At 50.6% G+C, this 19,881-nt stretch carries 21 protein-coding genes; all 21 read left to right on the top strand.

Translation table 11 applies throughout. The annotated features are described in order from the left end of the window. Positions 1 to 41 precede the first annotated feature (41 nt). On the top strand, positions 42 to 575 hold the full coding sequence (gene rplF / locus PsAD26_RS20175; RefSeq protein ID WP_063297934.1) for a 50S ribosomal protein L6: 534 nt from the start codon (positions 42 to 44) through the stop codon (positions 573 to 575). A gap of 11 nt (positions 576 to 586) precedes the next feature. Further along, the gene (gene rplR, locus PsAD26_RS20170) at positions 587 to 940 is read left to right on the top strand and encodes a 50S ribosomal protein L18 (protein ID WP_057463424.1); all 354 of its coding nucleotides are present in this window, start codon (positions 587 to 589) and stop codon (positions 938 to 940) included. 41 nt (positions 941 to 981) lie between these two features. Next, a complete protein-coding gene (gene rpsE, locus PsAD26_RS20165; protein ID WP_008548041.1) occupies positions 982 to 1,545 on the top strand; it encodes a 30S ribosomal protein S5 in 564 nt (187 codons plus the stop codon). Between the two features lie 37 nt (positions 1,546 to 1,582). Then, positions 1,583 to 1,777: a 50S ribosomal protein L30 gene (gene rpmD / locus PsAD26_RS20160; RefSeq protein ID WP_057463423.1), complete on the top strand. Its 195-nt coding sequence runs from the start codon at positions 1,583 to 1,585 to the stop codon at positions 1,775 to 1,777. Between the two features lie 19 nt (positions 1,778 to 1,796). Next, positions 1,797 to 2,264, top strand: a complete 468-nt coding sequence (gene rplO / locus PsAD26_RS20155; RefSeq protein WP_063311861.1) for a 50S ribosomal protein L15 — start codon at positions 1,797 to 1,799, stop codon at positions 2,262 to 2,264. A 48-nt stretch (positions 2,265 to 2,312) separates the two neighbouring features. Continuing rightward, positions 2,313 to 3,653, top strand: a complete 1,341-nt coding sequence (secY, locus tag PsAD26_RS20150; protein WP_063289476.1) for a preprotein translocase subunit SecY — start codon at positions 2,313 to 2,315, stop codon at positions 3,651 to 3,653. Continuing rightward, positions 3,650 to 4,222 carry an adenylate kinase gene (locus PsAD26_RS20145; protein WP_057463420.1) on the top strand — a complete coding sequence of 191 codons (573 nt, stop codon included), beginning with the start codon at positions 3,650 to 3,652 and terminating at the stop codon, positions 4,220 to 4,222. Before secY ends, PsAD26_RS20145 begins: the two co-directional genes overlap by 4 nt. Positions 4,223 to 4,443: 221 nt before the next feature. Then, entirely contained in the window at positions 4,444 to 4,812 is a 369-nt protein-coding gene (rpsM, locus tag PsAD26_RS20140; protein ID WP_063289475.1) for a 30S ribosomal protein S13, read from the top strand. A 65-nt stretch (positions 4,813 to 4,877) separates the two neighbouring features. Next, positions 4,878 to 5,267, top strand: coding sequence for a 30S ribosomal protein S11 (gene rpsK, locus PsAD26_RS20135; protein WP_063311860.1), 390 nt, complete (start codon positions 4,878 to 4,880; stop codon positions 5,265 to 5,267). Between the two features lie 74 nt (positions 5,268 to 5,341). Continuing rightward, positions 5,342 to 6,370 carry a DNA-directed RNA polymerase subunit alpha gene (locus PsAD26_RS20130; RefSeq protein WP_057463419.1) on the top strand — a complete coding sequence of 343 codons (1,029 nt, stop codon included), beginning with the start codon at positions 5,342 to 5,344 and terminating at the stop codon, positions 6,368 to 6,370. An 82-nt stretch (positions 6,371 to 6,452) separates the two neighbouring features. Then, a complete protein-coding gene (gene rplQ / locus PsAD26_RS20125; protein WP_057463418.1) occupies positions 6,453 to 6,887 on the top strand; it encodes a 50S ribosomal protein L17 in 435 nt (144 codons plus the stop codon). Positions 6,888 to 7,223: 336 nt separating this feature from the next. Next, positions 7,224 to 9,422, top strand: coding sequence for a methyl-accepting chemotaxis protein (locus PsAD26_RS20120; protein ID WP_063311859.1), 2,199 nt, complete (start codon positions 7,224 to 7,226; stop codon positions 9,420 to 9,422). Positions 9,423 to 9,686: 264 nt separating this feature from the next. Next, entirely contained in the window at positions 9,687 to 11,132 is a 1,446-nt protein-coding gene (locus tag PsAD26_RS20115; protein ID WP_063311858.1) for a DegQ family serine endoprotease, read from the top strand. A gap of 54 nt (positions 11,133 to 11,186) precedes the next feature. Further along, entirely contained in the window at positions 11,187 to 12,497 is a 1,311-nt protein-coding gene (locus tag PsAD26_RS20110) for a replication-associated recombination protein A (RefSeq protein WP_063311857.1), read from the top strand. A gap of 233 nt (positions 12,498 to 12,730) precedes the next feature. Continuing rightward, entirely contained in the window at positions 12,731 to 15,127 is a 2,397-nt protein-coding gene (locus tag PsAD26_RS20105) for a patatin-like protein (RefSeq protein WP_063311856.1), read from the top strand. 53 nt (positions 15,128 to 15,180) lie between these two features. Next, on the top strand, positions 15,181 to 15,561 hold the full coding sequence (gene crcB, locus PsAD26_RS20100; RefSeq protein ID WP_063289470.1) for a fluoride efflux transporter CrcB: 381 nt from the start codon (positions 15,181 to 15,183) through the stop codon (positions 15,559 to 15,561). A 180-nt stretch (positions 15,562 to 15,741) separates the two neighbouring features. Next, the gene (locus PsAD26_RS20095; protein ID WP_063292669.1) at positions 15,742 to 16,791 is read left to right on the top strand and encodes an RluA family pseudouridine synthase; all 1,050 of its coding nucleotides are present in this window, start codon (positions 15,742 to 15,744) and stop codon (positions 16,789 to 16,791) included. 28 nt (positions 16,792 to 16,819) lie between these two features. Continuing rightward, the gene (locus tag PsAD26_RS20090) at positions 16,820 to 17,500 is read left to right on the top strand and encodes an HAD-IA family hydrolase (protein ID WP_063311855.1); all 681 of its coding nucleotides are present in this window, start codon (positions 16,820 to 16,822) and stop codon (positions 17,498 to 17,500) included. After that, entirely contained in the window at positions 17,500 to 18,294 is a 795-nt protein-coding gene (locus tag PsAD26_RS20085) for an ATP12 family protein (protein ID WP_063311854.1), read from the top strand. Before PsAD26_RS20090 ends, PsAD26_RS20085 begins: the two co-directional genes overlap by 1 nt. A gap of 253 nt (positions 18,295 to 18,547) precedes the next feature. Then, positions 18,548 to 19,033, top strand: a complete 486-nt coding sequence (gene bfr, locus PsAD26_RS20080; protein ID WP_057463409.1) for a bacterioferritin — start codon at positions 18,548 to 18,550, stop codon at positions 19,031 to 19,033. A 235-nt stretch (positions 19,034 to 19,268) separates the two neighbouring features. Continuing rightward, a complete protein-coding gene (gene bfr / locus PsAD26_RS20075; protein WP_063311853.1) occupies positions 19,269 to 19,754 on the top strand; it encodes a bacterioferritin in 486 nt (161 codons plus the stop codon). Positions 19,755 to 19,881: the final 127 nt, after the last annotated feature.

The following is a 19,881-nucleotide window of genomic DNA, read 5'->3' as shown; positions in this document are numbered from 1 at the left end:
GGCATTGCACGATTAACTAAAATAACAGACAGGTTGATCTTATGTCTCGAATTGGCAAGAAGCCAGTCCCCGTGCCAAGCGGGGTAACGGCAACGATCAACGGCCAGAATGTTATCGTTAAAGGCCCGAAGGGGGAACTCTCCTTCGTGGTCAACGATCTCGTTTCGGTCGATATGGCGGATGATGGTATCCGTCTTGATCCGCGCAACCAGTCAAAGACTGCGCGTTCTTTGTGGGGTATGTCCCGCACCATGGTCGCTAACCTTATCACAGGTGTGACCTCCGGCTTCGAAAAGCAGCTGGCGATTACCGGTGTTGGTTACCGTGCACAGGTTCAAGGTAAGACCCTTAATCTTGCTCTTGGTTTCTCTCATGATGTCAAGTTTGACATTCCTGAGGGTGTAGAAATCAAATGTCCGAAGCCGACAGAAATTGTCATCAACGGCATTGACAAGCAGCAGATAGGGCAGGTTGCCGCGAACATTCGTGAATATCGCCCACCTGAGCCATACAAAGGCAAGGGTATTCGTTATGCGGACGAGTTCATCGTTCGTAAAGAAGGCAAGAAGAAGTAACGGTACGGACCATGGCGAATGGAAATTCTTTCGAACGTCGTCGCGCCCGTGTGCGCCGTTCGATCAAAAAGGTAGCGAATGGTCGTCCTCGGCTGTCCGTTTTCCGCTCATCCAAGCAGATTTACGCTCAGATCATCGACGATACCAAGGGTGTAACCCTTGCGTCCGCGTCTACCATTGAGAAAGACGTAAAAGTAGAAAACGGCGGCAATAAAGATGCTGCTGCTGCTGTAGGCAAGCTTATTGCTGAACGCGCTATTGCTGCTGGTATCAAAGAAGTCGTGTTTGATCGTGGTGGTTATATCTATCATGGCCGTGTTCAGGCCTTGGCAGATGCAGCACGTGATAGCGGTCTGAGCTTCTGATCAGCGCCTTTTGGTGCTCCTAGAGAACGGGAAACATTATTATGGCGAGACAGGATAACCGGGATCGTGAAGAGCGCGACAGCGAATTTGTCGATAAGCTCGTTCACATCAACCGCGTCGCTAAAGTTGTAAAGGGTGGTCGTCGTTTCGGCTTCGCCGCTCTTGTAGTAGTTGGTGATCAGAAAGGCCGCGTTGGCTTTGGTCACGGTAAGGCTCGTGAAGTGCCAGAAGCCATCCGCAAAGCAACAGAAGCTGCTAAGCGTACTATGGTTCGTGTGCCACTTCGTGAAGGTCGTACTCTTCACCACGATGTTGAAGGCCGTCACGGCGCAGGTAAAGTTGTACTTCGTGCAGCACCTGCCGGTACCGGTATCATCGCTGGTGGTCCAATGCGTGCTGTGTTTGAGACACTTGGTGTCCAGGACGTTGTTGCGAAGTCCCTTGGTACTTCCAACCCGTACAACATGGTTCGTGCGACTTTCGATGCACTGAAAAAAGAAGACAGCCCGCGTTCTGTTGCAGCACGTCGTGGTCTCAAGGTATCTTCCTTGCAGGCTCGTCGTCGTGACAACGATGATGCGGCGCCAGTAAAGGCTGAGGCATAAGCCTCGCTTTTGCTGACTGAGAACAAGGGTTAGTGTCATGGCTAATACTGAAAAGACTGTAACAGTCGAACAGATCGGTAGCCCGCTTCGCCGTCCTGCTAGTCAGCGTGCTACGTTGATTGGTCTGGGTCTGAACAAGATGCACCGTCGTCGTACTCTGAAGGATACTCCAGAAGTACGCGGCATGATCCGTAAGGTTCAGCATCTGGTTCGCGTTTTAGACGAAGCATAAGCGGACCGGGAGAACTATCATGAAGCTCAACGAACTCCGGGATAACCCGGGTGCTGTTTCGGACCGAACCCGCGTAGGACGCGGTATCGGTTCCGGTAAGGGCAAGACTGGCGGCCGTGGTGTCAAAGGTCAGAAGTCCCGTTCGGGTGTTGCTATCAAGGGCTTTGAAGGCGGGCAGATGCCATTGCATCGTCGTCTTCCAAAGCGCGGCTTCACCAATATCTTTGCTAAGGACCTTAACATTGTGTCCTTGGGTCGTGTTCAGACAGCAATCGACGCTGGTAAGCTTGACGCTTCCGCGACGGTGACTGTTGAAGCACTTGTTGCAGCAGGCGTTGTTCGCCGCGTTCTGGATGGCGTACGCCTTCTGTCCGACGGTGAACTGAAATCTGCTGTGACTTTCGAAATTGCTGGTGCTTCCAAAACTGCTGTTGCAGCAGTTGAGAAAGCAGGCGGCAAGGTCGTAATCAAGGAAGGCAAGGCTTAACAGCCTTGTCTTTTTTTCGGGGTGTATCCAAACTGACCGGAGCGCGGAATGGCTTCTGCTGCCGAGCAACTTGCTTCAAACCTTAACTTTTCTGCCTTTGCTAAAGCCGAGGAACTGAAGAAGCGGATCTGGTTCACGCTAGGCGCGCTTTTGGTTTATCGATTCGGAACCTATATCCCTCTGCCTGGAATTAATCCTGACGCGCTTGCACAGGCCTTCGGAAACGTACAAACTGGCATTGTTGGCCTGTTTAACATGTTCTCCGGCGGTGCTGTCGAGCGTATGGCTATTTTTGCCCTCGGCATCATGCCTTACATTTCTGCGTCGATTATCATCCAGCTTATGACTTCTGTTGTTCCTACTTTGGAACAGCTGAAGAAAGAGGGTGAGCAAGGCCGGAAAAAAATTAACCAGTACACACGTTTTGGTACAGTGATTCTGGCAACCTTCCAGGCCTACGGTATTTCCGTTGGTCTTGAGGCTGGCGCGAACATTGTTATCGATCCGGGCTGGTTTTTCCGTATTGCAACAGTTCTTACCCTTGTTGGTGGTACTATGTTCCTGATGTGGCTGGGTGAGCAAATCACCTCTCGCGGCATTGGTAACGGCATTTCTTTGATCATTTTCTCCGGTATTGTTGCCGGGCTTCCTTCTGCGATTGCTTCCACTTTGGAACTTGGTCGTCAGGGCGCGCTCGCAACTCCAATCATTCTGGCAGTTATCATACTGTCTGTGGTGGTTATCGGCGTTATCGTCTTCATGGAACGTGCACAGCGACGGTTGCTGATTCAGTATCCACGTCGCCAACAGGGCAATAAGATGTTTGAGGGGAACACTTCGTTCCTGCCACTCAAACTCAATACGGCTGGTGTTATTCCACCGATTTTTGCGAGTTCCTTGTTGCTGGTACCAGCGACTGTAGCCAGTTTCCAAACCGGTGATTCCACTGGTTCGATGGCGTGGTTGACAACAATCACTGCGCTGCTGGGACACGGTCAACCAGCCTACATGGCTCTTTATGCAGCATTAATCATCTTTTTCTGCTTCTTCTACACCGCGATTGTTTTCAATCCGTCGGAGACAGCAGACAACCTCAAGAAGCATGGTGGCTTCATTCCAGGAATTCGTCCAGGCGAACGTACTGCGCAGTACATTGACCATGTGCTAACTCGCATTACGGTTGTCGGTGCAATATACATTACTCTCATTTGTTTGTTGCCAGAGTTCCTGATCTCAGCAACGGGTGTGCCGTTCTACTTCGGTGGTACGTCTCTGCTCATTGTTGTTAGCGTCACCATGGATACCGTTTCTCAGATCCAGGGACACCTTCTTGCTCATCAGTACGAGGGCTTGGTGAAGAAAACGAAGTTGAGGGGGAAACGTAGATGAGATTGATTCTTCTTGGCCCTCCTGGTGCTGGTAAAGGCACTCAGGCAGGTCGACTTGTTGCGGTGCATGGTATTGTCCAGCTTTCTACTGGTGACATGCTTCGTGCAGCTGTTGCAGCTGAAACCGAAGTCGGCTTGAAGGTTAAAGATGTTCTGACACGTGGTGACCTGGTTTCTGATGACCTGATTTGCTCCATCATTTCTGATCGTATTGATCAGGCTGATTGTGCAAAAGGCTTCATTCTGGACGGTTTCCCACGCACCATTGCTCAGGCAGACGCTCTTGGCGAACTGCTTGAGAAGAAGGACCAGAGACTTGATGCTGTTGTGCAGCTGAAAGTTGATGAAGGTATCCTTCTTGAGCGTATCGAAACACGTGCTCGTGAAAGCGCGGAAGCTCGATCCGATGACAATGCAGAGTCTTTGAAGAAGCGTCTTGCAGTTTACAACGAGCAGACAGCCCCGCTTATCAAATACTATGGTGAGCGGAACATGCTGATGAGCGTTGATGGCATGAAGTCCGTTGACGAGGTTGCTTCAGAGATCGATACGATTTTGAGCACGGTTTAATCCGTGCTTTTTGAAGGCAGGCGCTTGCGCTTGCCTTTATAATAAAGTATAGCCGGCGCACATCGACACCATAATCGATTGGCGCCGGTTTTCCTTGGGAAACCGAGGCTGATCTTTTTGCTGTGTGATGGTGCGCCCTCAACCTGCGTGGTTGTAGGTGTGTTATCGGCAAAAAAATGGGAGAGGGAACAAACGTACCCTCGTAATTGGAGAAAACAAACGTGGCACGTATTGCTGGCGTCAACCTTCCGACGAATAAGCGCGTAGTTATCGCGCTGCAGTACATTCATGGCATTGGTGCGAAGTTCGCGCAGGAAATCACCGAGAAAGTCGGTATTGCTGCAGAGCGTCGCGTCAACGAACTTTCTGATGCAGAAGTTCTGAAAGTCCGTGAAGCAATCGACGCTGAATACACCGTTGAAGGTGATCTTCGTCGTGAAACTGCAATGAATATTAAGCGTCTCATGGACCTTGGCTGTTACCGTGGCCTGCGCCACCGTCGTGGTCTGCCTGTTCGTGGTCAGCGCACTCATACCAACGCTCGCACCCGTAAGGGCCCTGCTAAAGCGATCGCTGGTAAGAAGAAATAACTAGCCGGTTATCCGGTGGAGCCGCCGGCTATACGGCGGTGTAGATATCGAAGTTAGGAAATATAATGGCTAAAGAATCGGCGCGTGTGCGTCGTCGCGAACGGAAGAACATTTCTTCAGGTGTCGCGCATGTGAACTCTACGTTCAACAACACCATGATCACCATCACCGATGCTCAGGGCAATGCGATCTCTTGGTCGTCTGCCGGCGCGCTTGGCTTTAAGGGTTCTCGTAAGTCTACCCCTTATGCTGCACAGGTCGCTGCCGAAGACGCTGGTCGTAAGGCTGCTGAACACGGCATGCGTACTCTCGAAGTAGAAGTACGTGGTCCAGGTTCTGGACGTGAATCCGCTCTGCGTGCGCTTCAGGCTGCAGGTTTCGTTATTACATCTATCCGTGATGTAACTCCGATCCCGCACAATGGTTGCCGCCCACGCAAGCGTCGCCGCGTCTAACAGTTCGTTAGGCTAGTTTTCCACCCAGGCAAGGATTAGTTGACTTTTAGGTCAACGGGAAAGCCAGAGGGTTTATGAACGTGACTATTCAAAAAAATTGGCAAGAGCTTATCAAGCCAACTAAACTCGACATTCGTGCTGGCGATGATGCACGCTTTAAGGCTTCTGTGATTGCAGAACCTCTTGAGCGTGGCTACGGCCTGACTCTTGGTAACGCACTGCGCCGCGTTCTGCTCAGCTCCCTTCAGGGTGCTGCAGTGACTGCGGTTCAGATTGATGGCGTTCTCCATGAGTTTTCATCTATTCCTGGCGTTCGTGAAGATGTGACTGACATCATCCTGAACATCAAGGAAATCGCGCTTCGCATGGAAGGTGAGGGACCAAAGCGTATGGTTCTGCGTAAGCAGGGTCCTGGTGCGGTCTACGCTGGCGATATTGAAACTGTAGGTGACGTTGAGGTTCTTAACCCAGGTCTGCTGCTGTGTAACCTTGATGAAGGTGCGGAAGTTCGCATCGAATTCACTGTAAACACCGGCAAGGGTTATGTCCCAGCTGCCGCTAACCGCCCAGAAGACGCTCCAATCGGTCTGATTCCGGTTGACAGCCTGTATTCTCCGGTTAAGAAGGTTTCTTATAAGGTTGAGAACACCCGTGAAGGTCAGGTTCTTGATTATGATAAGTTGACTTTGACTGTTGAAACTGACGGATCTGTGATCCCTGAAGATGCAGTAGCATTTGCTGCTCGTATCCTGCAGGATCAGCTGTCTATCTTCGTGAACTTCGAAGAGCCACAGCGTGAAGTTCAGGAAGATACAGTCGCGGAACTTGCGTTCAACCCAGCACTGCTGAAGAAGGTTGATGAGCTTGAGTTGTCTGTACGTTCGGCAAACTGCCTGAAGAACGACAATATCGTATATATTGGCGATCTCATTCAGAAGACAGAAGCAGAAATGCTTCGTACACCGAACTTCGGTCGTAAGTCTCTCAACGAGATCAAAGAAGTTCTGGCGCAAATGGGCCTGCATCTCGGTATGGAAGTGGCAAACTGGCCGCCTGAAAATATCGATGAGCTCGCTAAGCGCTACGAAGACCACCAATATTAAAGGAACAGGAACTGAGCGCGCTGCGTGAGGTTCCGGCGATCTGATGTACTAGATCGTAATTGACTTAACAAAGGAGAGGGCCATGCGCCACGGTAATTCCGGCCGCAAGCTCAATCGGACGTCAAGCCACCGTAAAGCGATGTTCGCTAACATGGCAGCTTCGCTCATCCAGCATGAGCAGATTGTTACGACGCTTCCGAAAGCAAAAGAGATGCGTCCAATCATCGAGAAGCTCATCACTCTGGGTAAGCGCGGCGACCTGCATGCACGTCGTCAAGCAATTTCCCAGATCCGTGACACTGCAATGGTAGCAAAACTGTTTGATACCCTCGCAGAGCGTTATGCGGACCGTCAGGGTGGTTATTCTCGCGTGCTGAAAGCTGGTTTCCGTCATGGTGATAATGCACCAATGGCTGTTATTGAGCTGGTTGAGCGCGATGTAGAAGCTAAAGGCGCTGCAGATCGTGCACGCGCTGCTGCTGAAGAAGCTGCTGAGACAGCTGAAGCTGCTGCATAAGCTTTTCGCATAAGCGATTTGAAAAAGGGTGCCTTCGGGTGCCCTTTTTTGTTGCCTGAATGAAATTCGCTCAGAGGTCCTCACTTTTGGCAGAGCGAATCTGATGAAATAGTTCGCGTTACGTGAGTTTTGGCAGGTGGAACTGGATTGCTCGTGTCAGGTCAGTGCTGCAACTTATGATAGTACAGCGTGCTTCCAGTTTTGTGAGAAAACACTGCTAAATCATATCGGTATTTCAATTTTTCTTCGATTTGAAAAGCATTTTAAATATTTGTTTTAAGCGGAGATTAACACTATAGCCCGACTATGCTCCCAACGTATTACTCGGGGGCAAATATGCGTTCTAAATCTGATGAGAGCGGCTCTGTATCCTCACCTAGAGTCAAAAATTATTTTAATCGTATTGCTGTTCGTCTTCCATTCATTATGGTTGGGCTTGCAATTATTGCGAGTGCCGTTGTGGCATTCCTTGGGTATACGCGTGCTGAAAGTGCGCTGACTGAAGCGAGCAAGACACAGCTCGTGCTCGTGGCACAGGCTCGTCGGGATACTCTCGATGAAAAGCTGGAGCGCGTTGATAGTGATATCAAGCGCCTGGTCAAAAGTAGCGCGATGCGCGTTACCATGACTGACCTACTAGCTTCTATGGATTCTCTAAGTGCAGATAAGGATGATATCCTTAGCTACTTCCAAAAGAGCGGGTCGTCTGTGGCAGACCGTCTGCAGCTGACTGGGAATGGCAACAAGACGCTTTATTCCTGGCGTCATGCTGTTGTTCATCCAGATTTTGTGGCGAGTGTAACCGGTGGAGGTTATGCGGACATCCTGATCATGGATGCAAACGGTCTGGTGATTTACTCTGCGACCAAGTCCTCTGAGTTTCTTGAGAGCGTGAAGGATGGCAAGCTATCCGGTACATTGCTCAGTCAGGAATTCAATAAGGCGGCGAAAGCTACAGAAGGCGACGTGGTCTATTCTGAGATCGCTCAATATGCGCCTGATGGAAATTCTGCATCCCTTTTGATTTCGGCTCCTGTGTTTGTTGAAGACTTCAATCAGGTCACGTTTAAGGGTGTGATCGCCATTCGGCTCGGCTCTGAGTTCTTCGATAGTGTCTTGCAAAATCGCGAGAACATGGGTGAGACAGGTCAGACGTATCTGGCACGCATTGACGGTACGATCCTTTCTAATCAGGTTCTGTCTGATGTGCCGACAGCGCTGGTGAAGAAAGATGATCCAGAGGTTGTTGCGAAAGTTGTCGAAGATCTGCAGGCGAACCTGGAAAGCAATGTTGGCTTTGCGGAAGTGAAGGAACAGTTTATTCTGGCCCTGCCACTTGGCTTTGAAAAACTGCCGACTGTTATTGTCGCAAAGACTGATGTGAGCGAAGCGCTGGCTGTTGTGCATGCACTCGCCAAAGAAATCATTATCAGCGGATTGATCGTATTGTCAGTCGTTGCTGCGATTGGCATCTTCATGGCACGTAGTCTGTCTACTCCGCTTAATCGCCTGTCTGCCAATCTTAATAAGATTGCGAATGGCAATCTGGATGTGGAGATTGTCTCTGCTCAGCGTAAGGATGAGATCGGTGATATTGGCCGAGCTGTTCAGTCCTTCCAAGCTGGTCTTGTCCGTGCAAGAGAGTTGGATGAGAAACAGGTGCGTGAGCAGCATGAACAGGAAGAGCGCGTGAAACGTGTGGATGCCTTGAACGAGAACTTCGATGTGGGCGTTCGTGATATCCTGACCACTGTGACTGATGCTGGCGGTAATCTGGAAACCACCGCGAAGAGTATGGCAAGCATCTCTGAGCAGACCAACACTGAAGCTCAGACAGTGTCTTCTGCTTCTGAGCAGTCCCTGATGAACCTTCAGGCTGTTGCTGGTGCCGCTGAAGAGCTTTCTGCTACTGTTGGTGAGATTGACCGTGAGGTTCGGCGTTCTGCTGACGTCTCCAAGCAAGCGGCTGAGAAAGCTGCTGCGGCTGAGGTGTCTGTGAACGGCCTTATGGAAGCGGCGCAGCGCATTGGTGAAGTTGTCTCTCTCATCAATGATATTGCTGATCAGACCAACCTGTTGGCGCTGAATGCGACGATTGAGGCTGCACGTGCTGGCGAAGCTGGTAAGGGCTTTGCGGTTGTTGCATCCGAAGTTAAGGGCCTTGCAAACCAGACTGGTCAGGCAACTGGCGAGATCAGTGTTCAGATCCAATCTGTTCAGGCTGAGACCGAGAAAGCCGTTGCAGCTATCAAGGAAATCAGCACGGTTATTGGTGACGTGAATGAAGCGGCGACTGCGATTGCAGGTGCTGTTCAGGAACAGGCTGTAACCGCAACAGATATCTCCAGCAACATTCAGCAGGTGACTTCTGGTAGCTCTGAGGTTGCTCAGGCTATTACTCGCGTGAGCATGATCGCAAGTGACGCCGGGCATGAAGCTGAAAATGTTCTTGGCGCTGCAAACCAGCTGACGCATCAGTCCGAAGAGCTAAAGAACATGGTTGAGCAATACCTTGAGAATATCCGGGCAGCCTAAGTTCTGTCAGGTTTAGTTGAGATGAGTGAGGCGCCGGGGAGACCCGGCGTTTTGCGTTTTGAGCAGATGTGTTCTGTTTAGTGCACTCAAACTGTTATTGGTTTGAAATCCACATGCAGTTTTCGGGGATGCGAGCCCGCTGCTTAAAACCGACAGATTGGCCTTTTCATTTCCATATTGCAGACTTATCTGTAACCTGCTGCTCCCGAATTTTTTGAAAGAAAATCATTTTGAACTGGGGGCTCTTGCCGAAGGGATTTAAGAATGGGTCAAATCAGGAAGTCTGCTGCTCACCTGCTTTTTTGTGCAGTTCTTGGGACTACTGGCGTTGTTGCAACGCAAAGCACTGGTGCGCTGGCCAGTGAGAAGACTGTTCCAACATCTCAAGCTGAGATTTCACTTTCCTTCGCTCCCATTGTGAAGAAGGTCGCCCCTGCGGTGGTGAATGTGTACGCAAGTCGTACCGTTCAAGAGCGCCGCAGAGTTTCTCCATTCTTTGATGATCCTTTCTTCCGTCGTTTCTTTGGTGAGCAATCTGATCGGTTTGCACCTCGTTCGCGCAGTCGGGTTCAAAGCTCTCTGGGCTCTGGTGTGATTGTGTCTGCTGATGGGACAATTATTACCAACCATCATGTTATCGCCGGCGCTGATGAGGTGCGCGTAGCACTTTCTGATCGGCGCGAGTTTGATGCCGACATCATCTTGATGGATGAGCGCACAGATCTTGCCGTTTTGAAGGTACGCAACGCAGAAGGGGCGTTCCCTGTTGTGCCGTTTGCCAACTCAGATGAACTTGAGGTGGGTGATCTGGTACTGGCGATTGGTAACCCGTTTGGTGTCGGGCAAACTGTGACGCAAGGGATTGTATCCGCTGTCGCCCGAAACCAGGTAGGCGTCTCGGATTATCAGTTCTTCATTCAGACAGATGCCGCCATTAATCCGGGCAACTCGGGTGGAGCGCTGGTTGATCTAAACGGGCATCTTGTTGGCGTGAATACTGCGATCTTCTCGCGCTCCGGAGGTTCCAACGGCATTGGATTTGCAATCCCTGCCAATATGGTGGAAGTGGTTGCTTCGGCTGCTGATGACGGCGGTATCGTGCGCCGCCCGTGGGTTGGCACCAGTGTGCAGCCAGTTAGCTCTGATATTGCTGCCAGCCTTGGGCTGGAGCGTCCCAGCGGGGTTTTGGTGACGCGTATTCAGGAAGGAAGCCCTGCTGACCGTGCTGGTATTCGTGTGGGTGACCTGATCCTGTCAGTTGGTGGAACCCAAGTGGATGATCCGGATGCTTATGGCTATCGTCTTGCCACGAAGAAAGTTGGCGGTGTAACGAACTTTGAGATGTTGCGCGGTGGCGAAGCTTTTGCCGTTGAAATCAGTCTTGAGCGTGCTCCGGAAACTGTGGCTAGAGATGAAAGAGAGATCAAAGGGAACTCGCCATTTACTGGTGTACGGGTTATGAATCTTTCTCCTGCTGTGGCAGAAGAGTTGCGCATGTACAACGAGTTTTCAGGCGTTGTAATTGCTGATATTAAAGCTCGTAGTACTGCGGCCTATGTCGGCTTTAAACCCGGTGATATCGTGGTTGAGATCAATGGTGCTGAAGTTCAAAGCACCAAAGACCTTTCCAAGCTGACTGGCAAGAAGCAGCGCACCTGGAACATCACCTTCAAGCGTGATGGTCAGCTACGACAGGTAAGTTTGCGATAATGCTGTTTTGAGAGGCTTACTCTCCACGACAGCTTAAAGGAATGTTGAGAGACCATGAGTGATCTGTTTTCCGCCAATGGGATGGATCAGCTGGAAGACAGGCCGCTTGCAGACCGCATGCGGCCTCGTGTTCTGGAGGATGTTGTCGGACAAGGCCACCTTTTGGGTGAGGCTGGTATTTTAAGCCGTATGCTACGGTCCGGCTCTCTGGGATCTCTCATCTTCTGGGGGCCTCCGGGTACTGGTAAAACCACGGTTGCCCGCTTGCTTGCAGATGCAACGGAATTGGAGTTTGAGCAGATCTCTGCCATTTTCTCCGGAGTTGCCGATCTCAAAAAGTGTTTTGAGCGCGCAAGAGGACGTCAGATTTCTGGTAAGCGGACCTTGCTGTTTGTTGATGAGATCCATCGCTTCAACCGTGCTCAGCTGGATAGTTTTTTACCTGTGATGGAAGATGGCACCATCACACTCGTAGGTGCGACTACTGAAAACCCAAGCTTTGAGCTGAACGCAGCGTTGCTGTCCCGTTCGCATGTTCTGACGTTCCATTCTCTTGATGAAGATGCGCTGATTGATTTGCTTAAGCGCGCAGAAGAGGTGATGGGGCGTGACTTGCCTTTGGATGAGGATGCGCGTTTATCTCTTGTACGTATGGCGGATGGTGATGGCCGGTCTGCTTTGACTTTGGCGGAAGACGTTTGGCGTACGGCTGGCGATGATGAGATCTTCGACACAGAACGCCTGGCGGAAGTAGTGCAGCGACGTGCGCCGATCTATGACAAGACCAAGGACGGGCATTACAATCTCATTTCTGCGCTTCATAAGTCCATTCGCGGGTCAGACCCGGATGCTGCGCTCTACTGGATGTGCCGGATGTTGGAAGGCGGAGAAGATCCGCTCTATATCATCCGTCGCCTGACAGTGATGGCTTCTGAAGATATTGGCATGGCTGATCCCAATGCGCTGGTTCAGGTGAATGCTGCACGTCATGCGTTTCAGCTGGTAGGCTCGCCAGAAGGGGAGTATGCGCTGGCTCAAGCTGCCGTCTATTTAGCCACGGCACCCAAATCCAATGCGTCCTATCTGGCTTATAAGGCCGCTCGCATGGATGCGCGGGAATATGGATCTCTTGTGCCGCCAAAACACATTCTGAACGCACCGACCACGCTCATGAAGAAGATGGGCTATGGTGACAGCTATCGCTATGACCATGATGAGCCAGATGCGTTTTCTGGTCAGGATTACTTCCCTGAGAAAATGGGCCGTCAAAAATATTATGAGCCGAATGCCCGTGGGTTTGAGCGTGATGTTCAAAAACGTTTGAGCTATTGGGATCGGTTGAGAAAAGAGCGGGGCACTTCCTAGAGCTATCTGTCCGGTTTCTCTTTAGGACGTTGTCGCGGAACTTGTTGTTTCGCCTTTTTCGAAAACTGACGGTCATTTTTCAAGACGACACATAAACTACACGTAACTTTGTTTGGGTTTCCCGATTGCAATCGGGCATCTTAGTTCGCACACTGACATATGAGCTTGTTGCGTTTATTTACGTCTGCGCATCATGCTCTGACTTCTTTTTATAAGCGAATTTTGGTGCATGCATGAGGCAACTTGAGCTGAGATTGGGACTGGTGCTGTATGGCGGGGTTTCACTTGCCATCTATATGCATGGTGTCACCCGTGAACTCCTAAATCTTCAGCGTGCCTCCCATGCTTTGCATCAATTGCGGCGGGACCGAGAGCGCGGTGTTGAGAGTGATGTTGCTCTCGAAGGCTCGGCAAAATCTTACTTTGATCTTCTGGAAAGCTTTGGGCCGCAACTTGACCTGCGGGTTGTGATTGATGCGATCTCTGGTGCTTCTGCGGGAGGTGTGAATGCGATCATGCTGGCGCGAGCACTGGCGCATGATTTGCCGCTCAAGCATCACAGTGATTTGTGGCTGTCGCTTGCTGATGTCGATAAGCTGGCCAATGAGACCTCCGGGGTTAGCAAACATGCCAAGCGGGTGCTCGCACCCATTCTGGATAAGCTGCTGGTGTTCCTCGGAACTGATGTTCCCCAGAACAAGGAAACGCGCACTAAACTGCGAGATTTTATCAGTTCACGATGGTTTACGCCGCCGTTCTCAGGTGAGCGATACTCAGGGTGGTTAGTGGATGCATGCCGCGCGATGGATGAAGAGGATCGCGGAGAAACGCTGATCCCTTATGGACAGCGGTTGGAGTTGTTCGTGACACTCACTGATTTTCACGGTGTGCTGCGGCGTATTGCGTTGCATGATCCGGAGTTCATTGAGGAGTTGGATCATCGCCGTATTGTGAAGTTCAATGCCATTCATCGTGTTTCCAGCGGTTTGCATAGCCAAATGAGTGCAGAATGTATTCCTGATCTGGTTTTTGCGGCCAGAGCGACCTCAAGTTTCCCCGGAGCCTTTCCTCCCATGAGTGCTGAGGAGATGGATGGGGTTCTTGAGCGTCAGGGCCTTGAGTGGAGCGGGCGTGAGGCATTCCTGACCAACGTGCTCCATGCTAATTGTGATGCAGAAGGGGAGCGGATCTTCATTGATGGCTCGCTCGTGATGAACAAGCCCTTCGAGCCGCTCATTAGCTCCATTGCGCAGCGACCAGCTGCCCGAGAAGTTGTGCGTCGGTTGCTTTATCTGGATCCGTTGCCCTTTTCGCACCGAGATGTGCCATCAGAGCTAGAATCTCCCGGTTTCTTCAAGAGTATCTTCGCGTCGCTTGCTCATATTCCGCGCAATGAACCGATTGGTGATGAACTGCAAGAGATTGAGCAGATCAACATGAAGGTGCGGCGAATACAGGAAGTTGCTGAAGCTGCATTGCCAATGGTGCGCCATGAAGTGCGGCTGTTGCTTGAAAAACATGGCAGCCTGCCGGAGACTGAGGGTGACTTCTCAGTTGTGCGACAAGGGGCTGAGCTGGCGGCGATGGAGCAATCTGGTTTCGCCAATGCTGGTTATCTTCAGCTTCGTTTAGGGCATCTGGCCCACCGTGTTGTCTTGTTGATTTCTGAGCTTTCCGGCACGCAGCAAGAAGGGTGCGTTCAAAAGGGCGAAGAGGTTGCTCTCTGGTCCTGGGAAAGCGTGGAAGACGTGGTGGTGAATGCGTTGACCTTCTCCAAAGAAGAGGAGGGGGAAGCGCAGCGGGATCAGGCTAAGATTCTTCGTGAACTGAAGAGCCTTGATGTTGACTATCGCATTCGTCAGTTACGGTTCTTGATCGAGCAGATCAACAAGTTCTATCACCATGAAGAGATTGCTGGTTCTGTTGAGTTTGCACGTCATCTGGACGTGTTTAAGCGTGAACTTTATGGGCAGATTGCCAACTTGCGGAGCCGTTGGTCCCAGGAGTTTTATGGCACAGAAACCATCTATCTTGCGACATTGCTGAAAGAAGCATCACCGCAGTTGGAGACGGTGCGCAAAGTGCTTGGGGTCCTCAGCCTTCGTATGGGGCTTTCTGATCTTGATAAACTGACAGATTCCATCGTGTTCGAGGGAGTTGGTAAACTAGGCGATCTGAAGGCGGCGCAAGGTATTCTAGAAGGCTATATCGGCTTTCCATTCTTCGACACCAGCATGTTTCCAGTTCAGCAAGCCCTAGATGCTTTTGAGCTTCGTAAGATTGAGGTGGGGCGCATCAGCCCAAAGGATGCGCAATTGCTTTGTCCCGGCGGCGTTGATTTGAAAGGCGCGCAATTGCAGATGTTTGGTGCCTTCTTCAATCGCGGATGGCGTGAGCATGATTATCTATGGGGACGGCTCAACGCTGCTGAACGGTTGGTGCGGTTACTGCGGGATGTTTATCATCAGTGCCATGGTTCTGCTCAGCGTATTGCTCCTGTTGATGATATGAACCTGCGCGCGATATTCCTTGATATTCTGGATGAGGAAGAAGCACATTTGGAAGATCATGAAGAGTTGGTGGAAGCTTGCCGGGAGAAGGTTGATGAGGTCTTCTCTAAGGGATGTTAGTTACACCACAATTTATGCAAGACATGCCATTCAAAATCCGATAGGGAGAATGCATGAAAAATCTCATCCTGATTGCACTTGGTGGCGGGGCAGGAGCGGTTTGCCGGCATCTGGTTTCAATGGCCGGACTTCGCCTTCTTGGTCCTTCTTTTCCGTGGGGCACTGTCACCGTAAACATTCTTGGTTCATTGTTGATGGGGATCTTTGTTGAGGTTCTTGCTCAGCGACTGAACGCTTCTTCTGAACTGCGTTATCTGATCGCGACTGGTTTCCTTGGCGGCTTTACCACCTTCTCAACCTTCTCGCTGGATGTCGCTGTGTTGTGGGAACGCGGAGAACCTATTGCGACCGCTGCTTATGTGCTGGTCTCACTTGTTCTTTCTGTCTCAGCCTTGTTTGCAGGTCTTTATCTCACGCGGCAGGTTCTCGCCTAATTTGCAAGTTGCCGGCAAAAACTCATAGAAACTTGATGGTTTTTCGTTTTTAGCGGCTGAATCTGCGTGAAAGACTTGCATGTTGTGCCTTCAGCTGCCAAATGAGCGCCAACGGATTTAATAGGAACGGCTGGCGCACCCTTCGTGCTGCCGCCGCGTTAGAAGTCAGGACCTTCACCCATGAGTGGCTCCCAGAACAAAGCAGCGCCGCAAAACAACGGTGGCAGCCCAGTTAAAATTGAGATGCGCCGCGTTGATGCCGACGAAGCTGGCATGCGTCTTGATCGCTGGTTTAAAGAAAACTTCCCGGAACTTGGCTTTGGCCGCTTGCAGAAACTGCTGCGCACTAAGCAGGTTCGTGTTGATGGCAAACGTGCCGAAAGCTCTACCCGATTGGAAAAGGGGCAAGAAGTCCGCATTCCACCGCTCGGTGTTGAGCTTGCTGCTGATGACCGCAAGAATGCCAGACCTCGTCCGCGCAAGCTGGTTGACAGTGACCGTGAAGCCATTGAGCAGATGATGCTCTTTGAAGATGCACATGTGATGGTGTTGAATAAGCCAGCCGGTCTTGCTGTGCAGGGTGGCTCAGGTCTGACGCGTCACGTAGATGGAATGCTTGATGCCTTCACCAACCAAAAGGGCGATAAGCCACGTCTGGTGCACCGTCTTGACCGCGAGACCTCCGGTATTTTGCTGGTTGCGAAGACCCGCCGTGCAGCTCAGGAGCTGACAAAGGCATTCCGTCATCGCAATACGCGTAAAATCTACTGGGCGATGGTTGCTGGCGTGCCAAAGCCGCGTCAGGGTCGGATCTCGACCTATCTGGCGCGTGATGAGGGCGAAGAGCGTATGCGTGTTGCCCGTCATGGCGATGATGAAGCACAGCACGCAGTCAGCCTTTACAATGTGGTTGAACAGTCCGGTCAGAAGCTTTCCTGGGTATCACTGAAGCCTGTAACAGGCCGTACGCACCAGCTGCGTGCCCATGCAGCGCATATTGGTTGCCCTATCGTCGGTGATCCAAAGTACTTCAATATCAAGAACTGGGAGCTGCCCGGTGGCATCCAGAACAAGCTGCACTTGCTGGCTCGCCGGATTATGATCCCGCATCCGTCAGGCAATGGTGTGATTGATGTTTCTGCTCCGCTGCCATCGCATATGCAGCAAACCTGGAACTTGCTTGGTATGGATGTGAAGGACTATGATCCAGACATCAATGAACCAGAATAAGTAATAGCAAAGTTACGGGCTGATCTTCATGTATCTCATTGTGTTTGATTGCGACGGTACGCTTGCGGATAGTCAAGACAACATCATGATTGGTTTTACTGCTGCGTATCGGTTTGTCGATCTGCCTATGCCATCGCGAGATGAAATTCTTGCAACGGTTGGCCTGACACTGGATGTAGCGTTTGAACAATTGCTAGGGCGGAATGATCCAGACTTGATTGAGCATATGGTCAAGGGATACCAACAGATCGTCTGGGAAATGCGTTCCAAGGGGCGCGATTATGACCCCCTTTATGAGGGGGCGATTGACGCTTTGCGAGAGTTGGATAGCCGAGAGGATGTGCTTCTTGGTATCGCAACAGGCAAGCATTCCTGCGGTATGAAACACCTGATCAGCTTACATGAGCTGGAAGGGTTTTTTACCACCATGCAGACAGCAGACGTTGCGCCATCCAAGCCAAATCCAGGTATGATTTTTCAGGCGATGAGCGAAACCGGCGTTGATCTGGAAAACACGATTATGATTGGTGATACGACTTTCGATATGCACATGGCGCGTAATGCGGGTGTGAAATCTGTCGGAGTTACATGGGGTTATCACAGCGCTGAAGATGTGAAGAGCGCTGGAGCCACCTATATCATCAATCAGTTTAAGGAACTCATTCCGGTGCTTAGTGAGCACTTCAAATGGAATAAGGAAGTTGCATAATGCGTGACATTTTTGAGCAGATTGCAGATGACATTGCAAAAGGGCCTGTTGATGCTGTTCAGGCTGCGCGTGAACACACCAAACGGAACTTGCCAAAACGCTTTTACGAGCGTGTGAGTGTTGAACTGAAAGATGACGTCTTCGCTGTTCTGCTAGATGGACGCTCCATTAAAACACCTGGTCGCAATGCGCTGGTGTTTAAGGATGAAGTGATTGCTGAAGGCGTGGCTGCCGAATGGGAGCTGCAGGAAGAAGAGATCGACCCGGCGACGATGCCGCTGACGCGTATTGCCCATTCTGCGATTGATGCCGTTGAAGATAAATTTGCGGAAGTTGCAGACGAGATCACACGGTATGCCGGAAATGATCATTTGTGTTACCGCGCAGATTCCCCTGCAGAACTGGTCACACGGCAGAAAGATCAGTGGGACCCAGTCTTGGATTGGGCAGAAAAGTTGTTTGCTGGTCGCTTCAAGCTCGTTGAAGGGATTATGCATGTTGCGCAAGATGAGGCGGTTACAGCTGCCTATCGCGTGCAGCTGGATAAATATGATGCGCTTCAGTTGACTGCGATCCACACTGTGACGTCCATTAGCGGCTCTGCTTTGCTGGCGCTGGCGTTGGCTGAAAAAGCCCTTGAAGCGGATGTTGTCTGGTCTGCTGCTCATGTTGATGAAGACTGGAACATTGAGCAATGGGGACAGGATGAAGAGGCTGCTCGTATTCGTCGTTTCAAAAACGACGAGTTTAATGCAGCAGTGCTTATTCTCGTTGGGGCACCAGAAGAAAGCTAAACACGGTTTCTTCGCTAAATTGTTTTAAAGCGCGGCTCTTGGCTGCGCTTTTTTGCTGGAGTTGTGGTTTCTCCTGATATCGTAGAAAGAAATCAATAGTTTGTAGTATGTGGGCAAGTGGAATTTGGTTGCCGTATTACTATCGAATCTGTTGAATTATGCACTCCTGCTGCACATATGGGTTCAGGGCTCTCGTAAAAACGAGAACATCGCCAAATATTGCCCTAATCAAGAATATTGAGGAATTCCGCCGATGAAACATAATGAGAAAGTTATTGAGCGGCTTAACGAAGCTCTGAAACTGGAGCTTGGTGCCGTCAACCAGTACTGGCTGCATTACCGCCTGCTGGATGACTGGGGTTTTGGAAAGTTGGCGCAGAAAGAGCGCGAAGAATCCGTTGAAGAGATGCAACATGCCGACAAGCTGATTGAGCGCATTCTCTTCCTTGGTGGTCATCCAAATTTGCAGACTGTTGGCGCTTTGAAGATCGGCACCAATCTTAAGGAAGTTCTGGAAGCGGATCTTGCTGGTGAACATGAAGCTCGCACCTCTTATAAGAAGAGCCGTGAGATTTGTGATGCTGAAGGTGATTACGTCACCATGAAGCTGTTTGATGATCTACTGGCTGATGAAGAAGGTCACATTGACTTCCTTGAAACTCAGCTGGATCTCCTTGAGAAGATTGGTGAACAGCACTACGGCGCATTGAATGCGAACTCGGCTGATACTGGCGAATAAGTTCGCCTAACCGTTTGTTTTGATTAGAAAGAGCTGTCCTGTTGGGCGGCTCTTTTTTGTTGGGTTAAAGTTGTTTGTTTCAGACTAGCGCTTCATTAGGAACGATAGGGGATTTGGGTTGGCGGCGGGTTAGGCTGATCTATGTTTATGGGATCAAAGCTCGTTTTAGGGTCGGTTCAAAACGAGTTGTGTTTCACCTGCATTCCCTAAGGAGCAGTGCTTGCACTGAGAACTCATGAGAGCAAAAGACGGTGTCATTGAACGTTTAAACAAAGCCATTTCCATGGAACTTGGAGCTGTCAATCAATACTGGGTGCATTTCAGACTTCTTGAAGATTGGGGTTATACCAAACTCGCAAAGAAAGAGCGGGCTGAATCGATTGAAGAAATGCATCATGCGGATCGGTTGGTGGAAAGAGTTGTCTTTTTGGAAGGGCACCCAAACCTGCAGCATATCGCGCCCTTACGCATCGGTTCCTCAGTGAAGGAAGTGCTGGAAGCTGATCTGGCAGGGGAGCGTGAAGCGATTGTGTATTACAGCGAATCTCGTATGTTCTGTGAGCAGCAAGGTGACTTCGTGACAATGGCTCTTTTTGACAGCTTACTGGCAGATGAAGAAGGCCATTGTGATTTCCTTGAGACTCAATTGGGGCTTCTTGAGAAAATAGGCGAAGAAAAATATGGATTGCTCAATGCTGGCAGTGCTGATGAGGCAGAGTGAGTTTTAGCTGTCAAAGCATCAAAGAATGCTTGGTTTCCCAAGGATTATTGGTTGTTGGGTTGAGGCAGTAATCAGTTGCATTGCATGAGGCTTCTCAATCCAACGGCTTACTAGTTTTTGTGCGTAG

Origin of the sequence: Pseudovibrio sp. Ad26 (assembly GCF_001623285.1) — a bacterium.
Lineage (GTDB): Bacteria > Pseudomonadota > Alphaproteobacteria > Rhizobiales > Stappiaceae > Pseudovibrio > Pseudovibrio ascidiaceicola.
Note: the sequence above shows the minus strand (reverse complement) of the source record. Positions and strands in the feature narration are given on the sequence as shown.

Excerpts from the sequence above, each read along its gene's own strand:
- rplF (WP_063297934.1), top strand. The coding sequence starts at position 42 with ATGTCTCGAATTGGCAAGAAGCCAGTCCCCGTGCCAAGCGGGGTAACG.
- rplR (WP_057463424.1), top strand. The coding sequence starts at position 587 with ATGGCGAATGGAAATTCTTTCGAACGTCGTCGCGCCCGTGTGCGCCGT.
- rpsE (WP_008548041.1), top strand. The coding sequence starts at position 982 with ATGGCGAGACAGGATAACCGGGATCGTGAAGAGCGCGACAGCGAATTT.
- rpmD (WP_057463423.1), top strand. The coding sequence starts at position 1,583 with ATGGCTAATACTGAAAAGACTGTAACAGTCGAACAGATCGGTAGCCCG.
- rplO (WP_063311861.1), top strand. The coding sequence starts at position 1,797 with ATGAAGCTCAACGAACTCCGGGATAACCCGGGTGCTGTTTCGGACCGA.
- secY (WP_063289476.1), top strand. The coding sequence starts at position 2,313 with ATGGCTTCTGCTGCCGAGCAACTTGCTTCAAACCTTAACTTTTCTGCC.
- PsAD26_RS20145 (WP_057463420.1), top strand. The coding sequence starts at position 3,650 with ATGAGATTGATTCTTCTTGGCCCTCCTGGTGCTGGTAAAGGCACTCAG.
- rpsK (WP_063311860.1), top strand. The coding sequence starts at position 4,878 with ATGGCTAAAGAATCGGCGCGTGTGCGTCGTCGCGAACGGAAGAACATT.
- PsAD26_RS20130 (WP_057463419.1), top strand. The coding sequence starts at position 5,342 with ATGAACGTGACTATTCAAAAAAATTGGCAAGAGCTTATCAAGCCAACT.
- rplQ (WP_057463418.1), top strand. The coding sequence starts at position 6,453 with ATGCGCCACGGTAATTCCGGCCGCAAGCTCAATCGGACGTCAAGCCAC.
- PsAD26_RS20120 (WP_063311859.1), top strand. The coding sequence starts at position 7,224 with ATGCGTTCTAAATCTGATGAGAGCGGCTCTGTATCCTCACCTAGAGTC.
- PsAD26_RS20115 (WP_063311858.1), top strand. The coding sequence starts at position 9,687 with ATGGGTCAAATCAGGAAGTCTGCTGCTCACCTGCTTTTTTGTGCAGTT.
- PsAD26_RS20110 (WP_063311857.1), top strand. The coding sequence starts at position 11,187 with ATGAGTGATCTGTTTTCCGCCAATGGGATGGATCAGCTGGAAGACAGG.
- PsAD26_RS20105 (WP_063311856.1), top strand. The coding sequence starts at position 12,731 with ATGAGGCAACTTGAGCTGAGATTGGGACTGGTGCTGTATGGCGGGGTT.
- crcB (WP_063289470.1), top strand. The coding sequence starts at position 15,181 with ATGAAAAATCTCATCCTGATTGCACTTGGTGGCGGGGCAGGAGCGGTT.
- PsAD26_RS20095 (WP_063292669.1), top strand. The coding sequence starts at position 15,742 with ATGAGTGGCTCCCAGAACAAAGCAGCGCCGCAAAACAACGGTGGCAGC.
- PsAD26_RS20090 (WP_063311855.1), top strand. The coding sequence starts at position 16,820 with ATGTATCTCATTGTGTTTGATTGCGACGGTACGCTTGCGGATAGTCAA.
- PsAD26_RS20085 (WP_063311854.1), top strand. The coding sequence starts at position 17,500 with ATGCGTGACATTTTTGAGCAGATTGCAGATGACATTGCAAAAGGGCCT.
- bfr (WP_057463409.1), top strand. The coding sequence starts at position 18,548 with ATGAAACATAATGAGAAAGTTATTGAGCGGCTTAACGAAGCTCTGAAA.
- bfr (WP_063311853.1), top strand. The coding sequence starts at position 19,269 with ATGAGAGCAAAAGACGGTGTCATTGAACGTTTAAACAAAGCCATTTCC.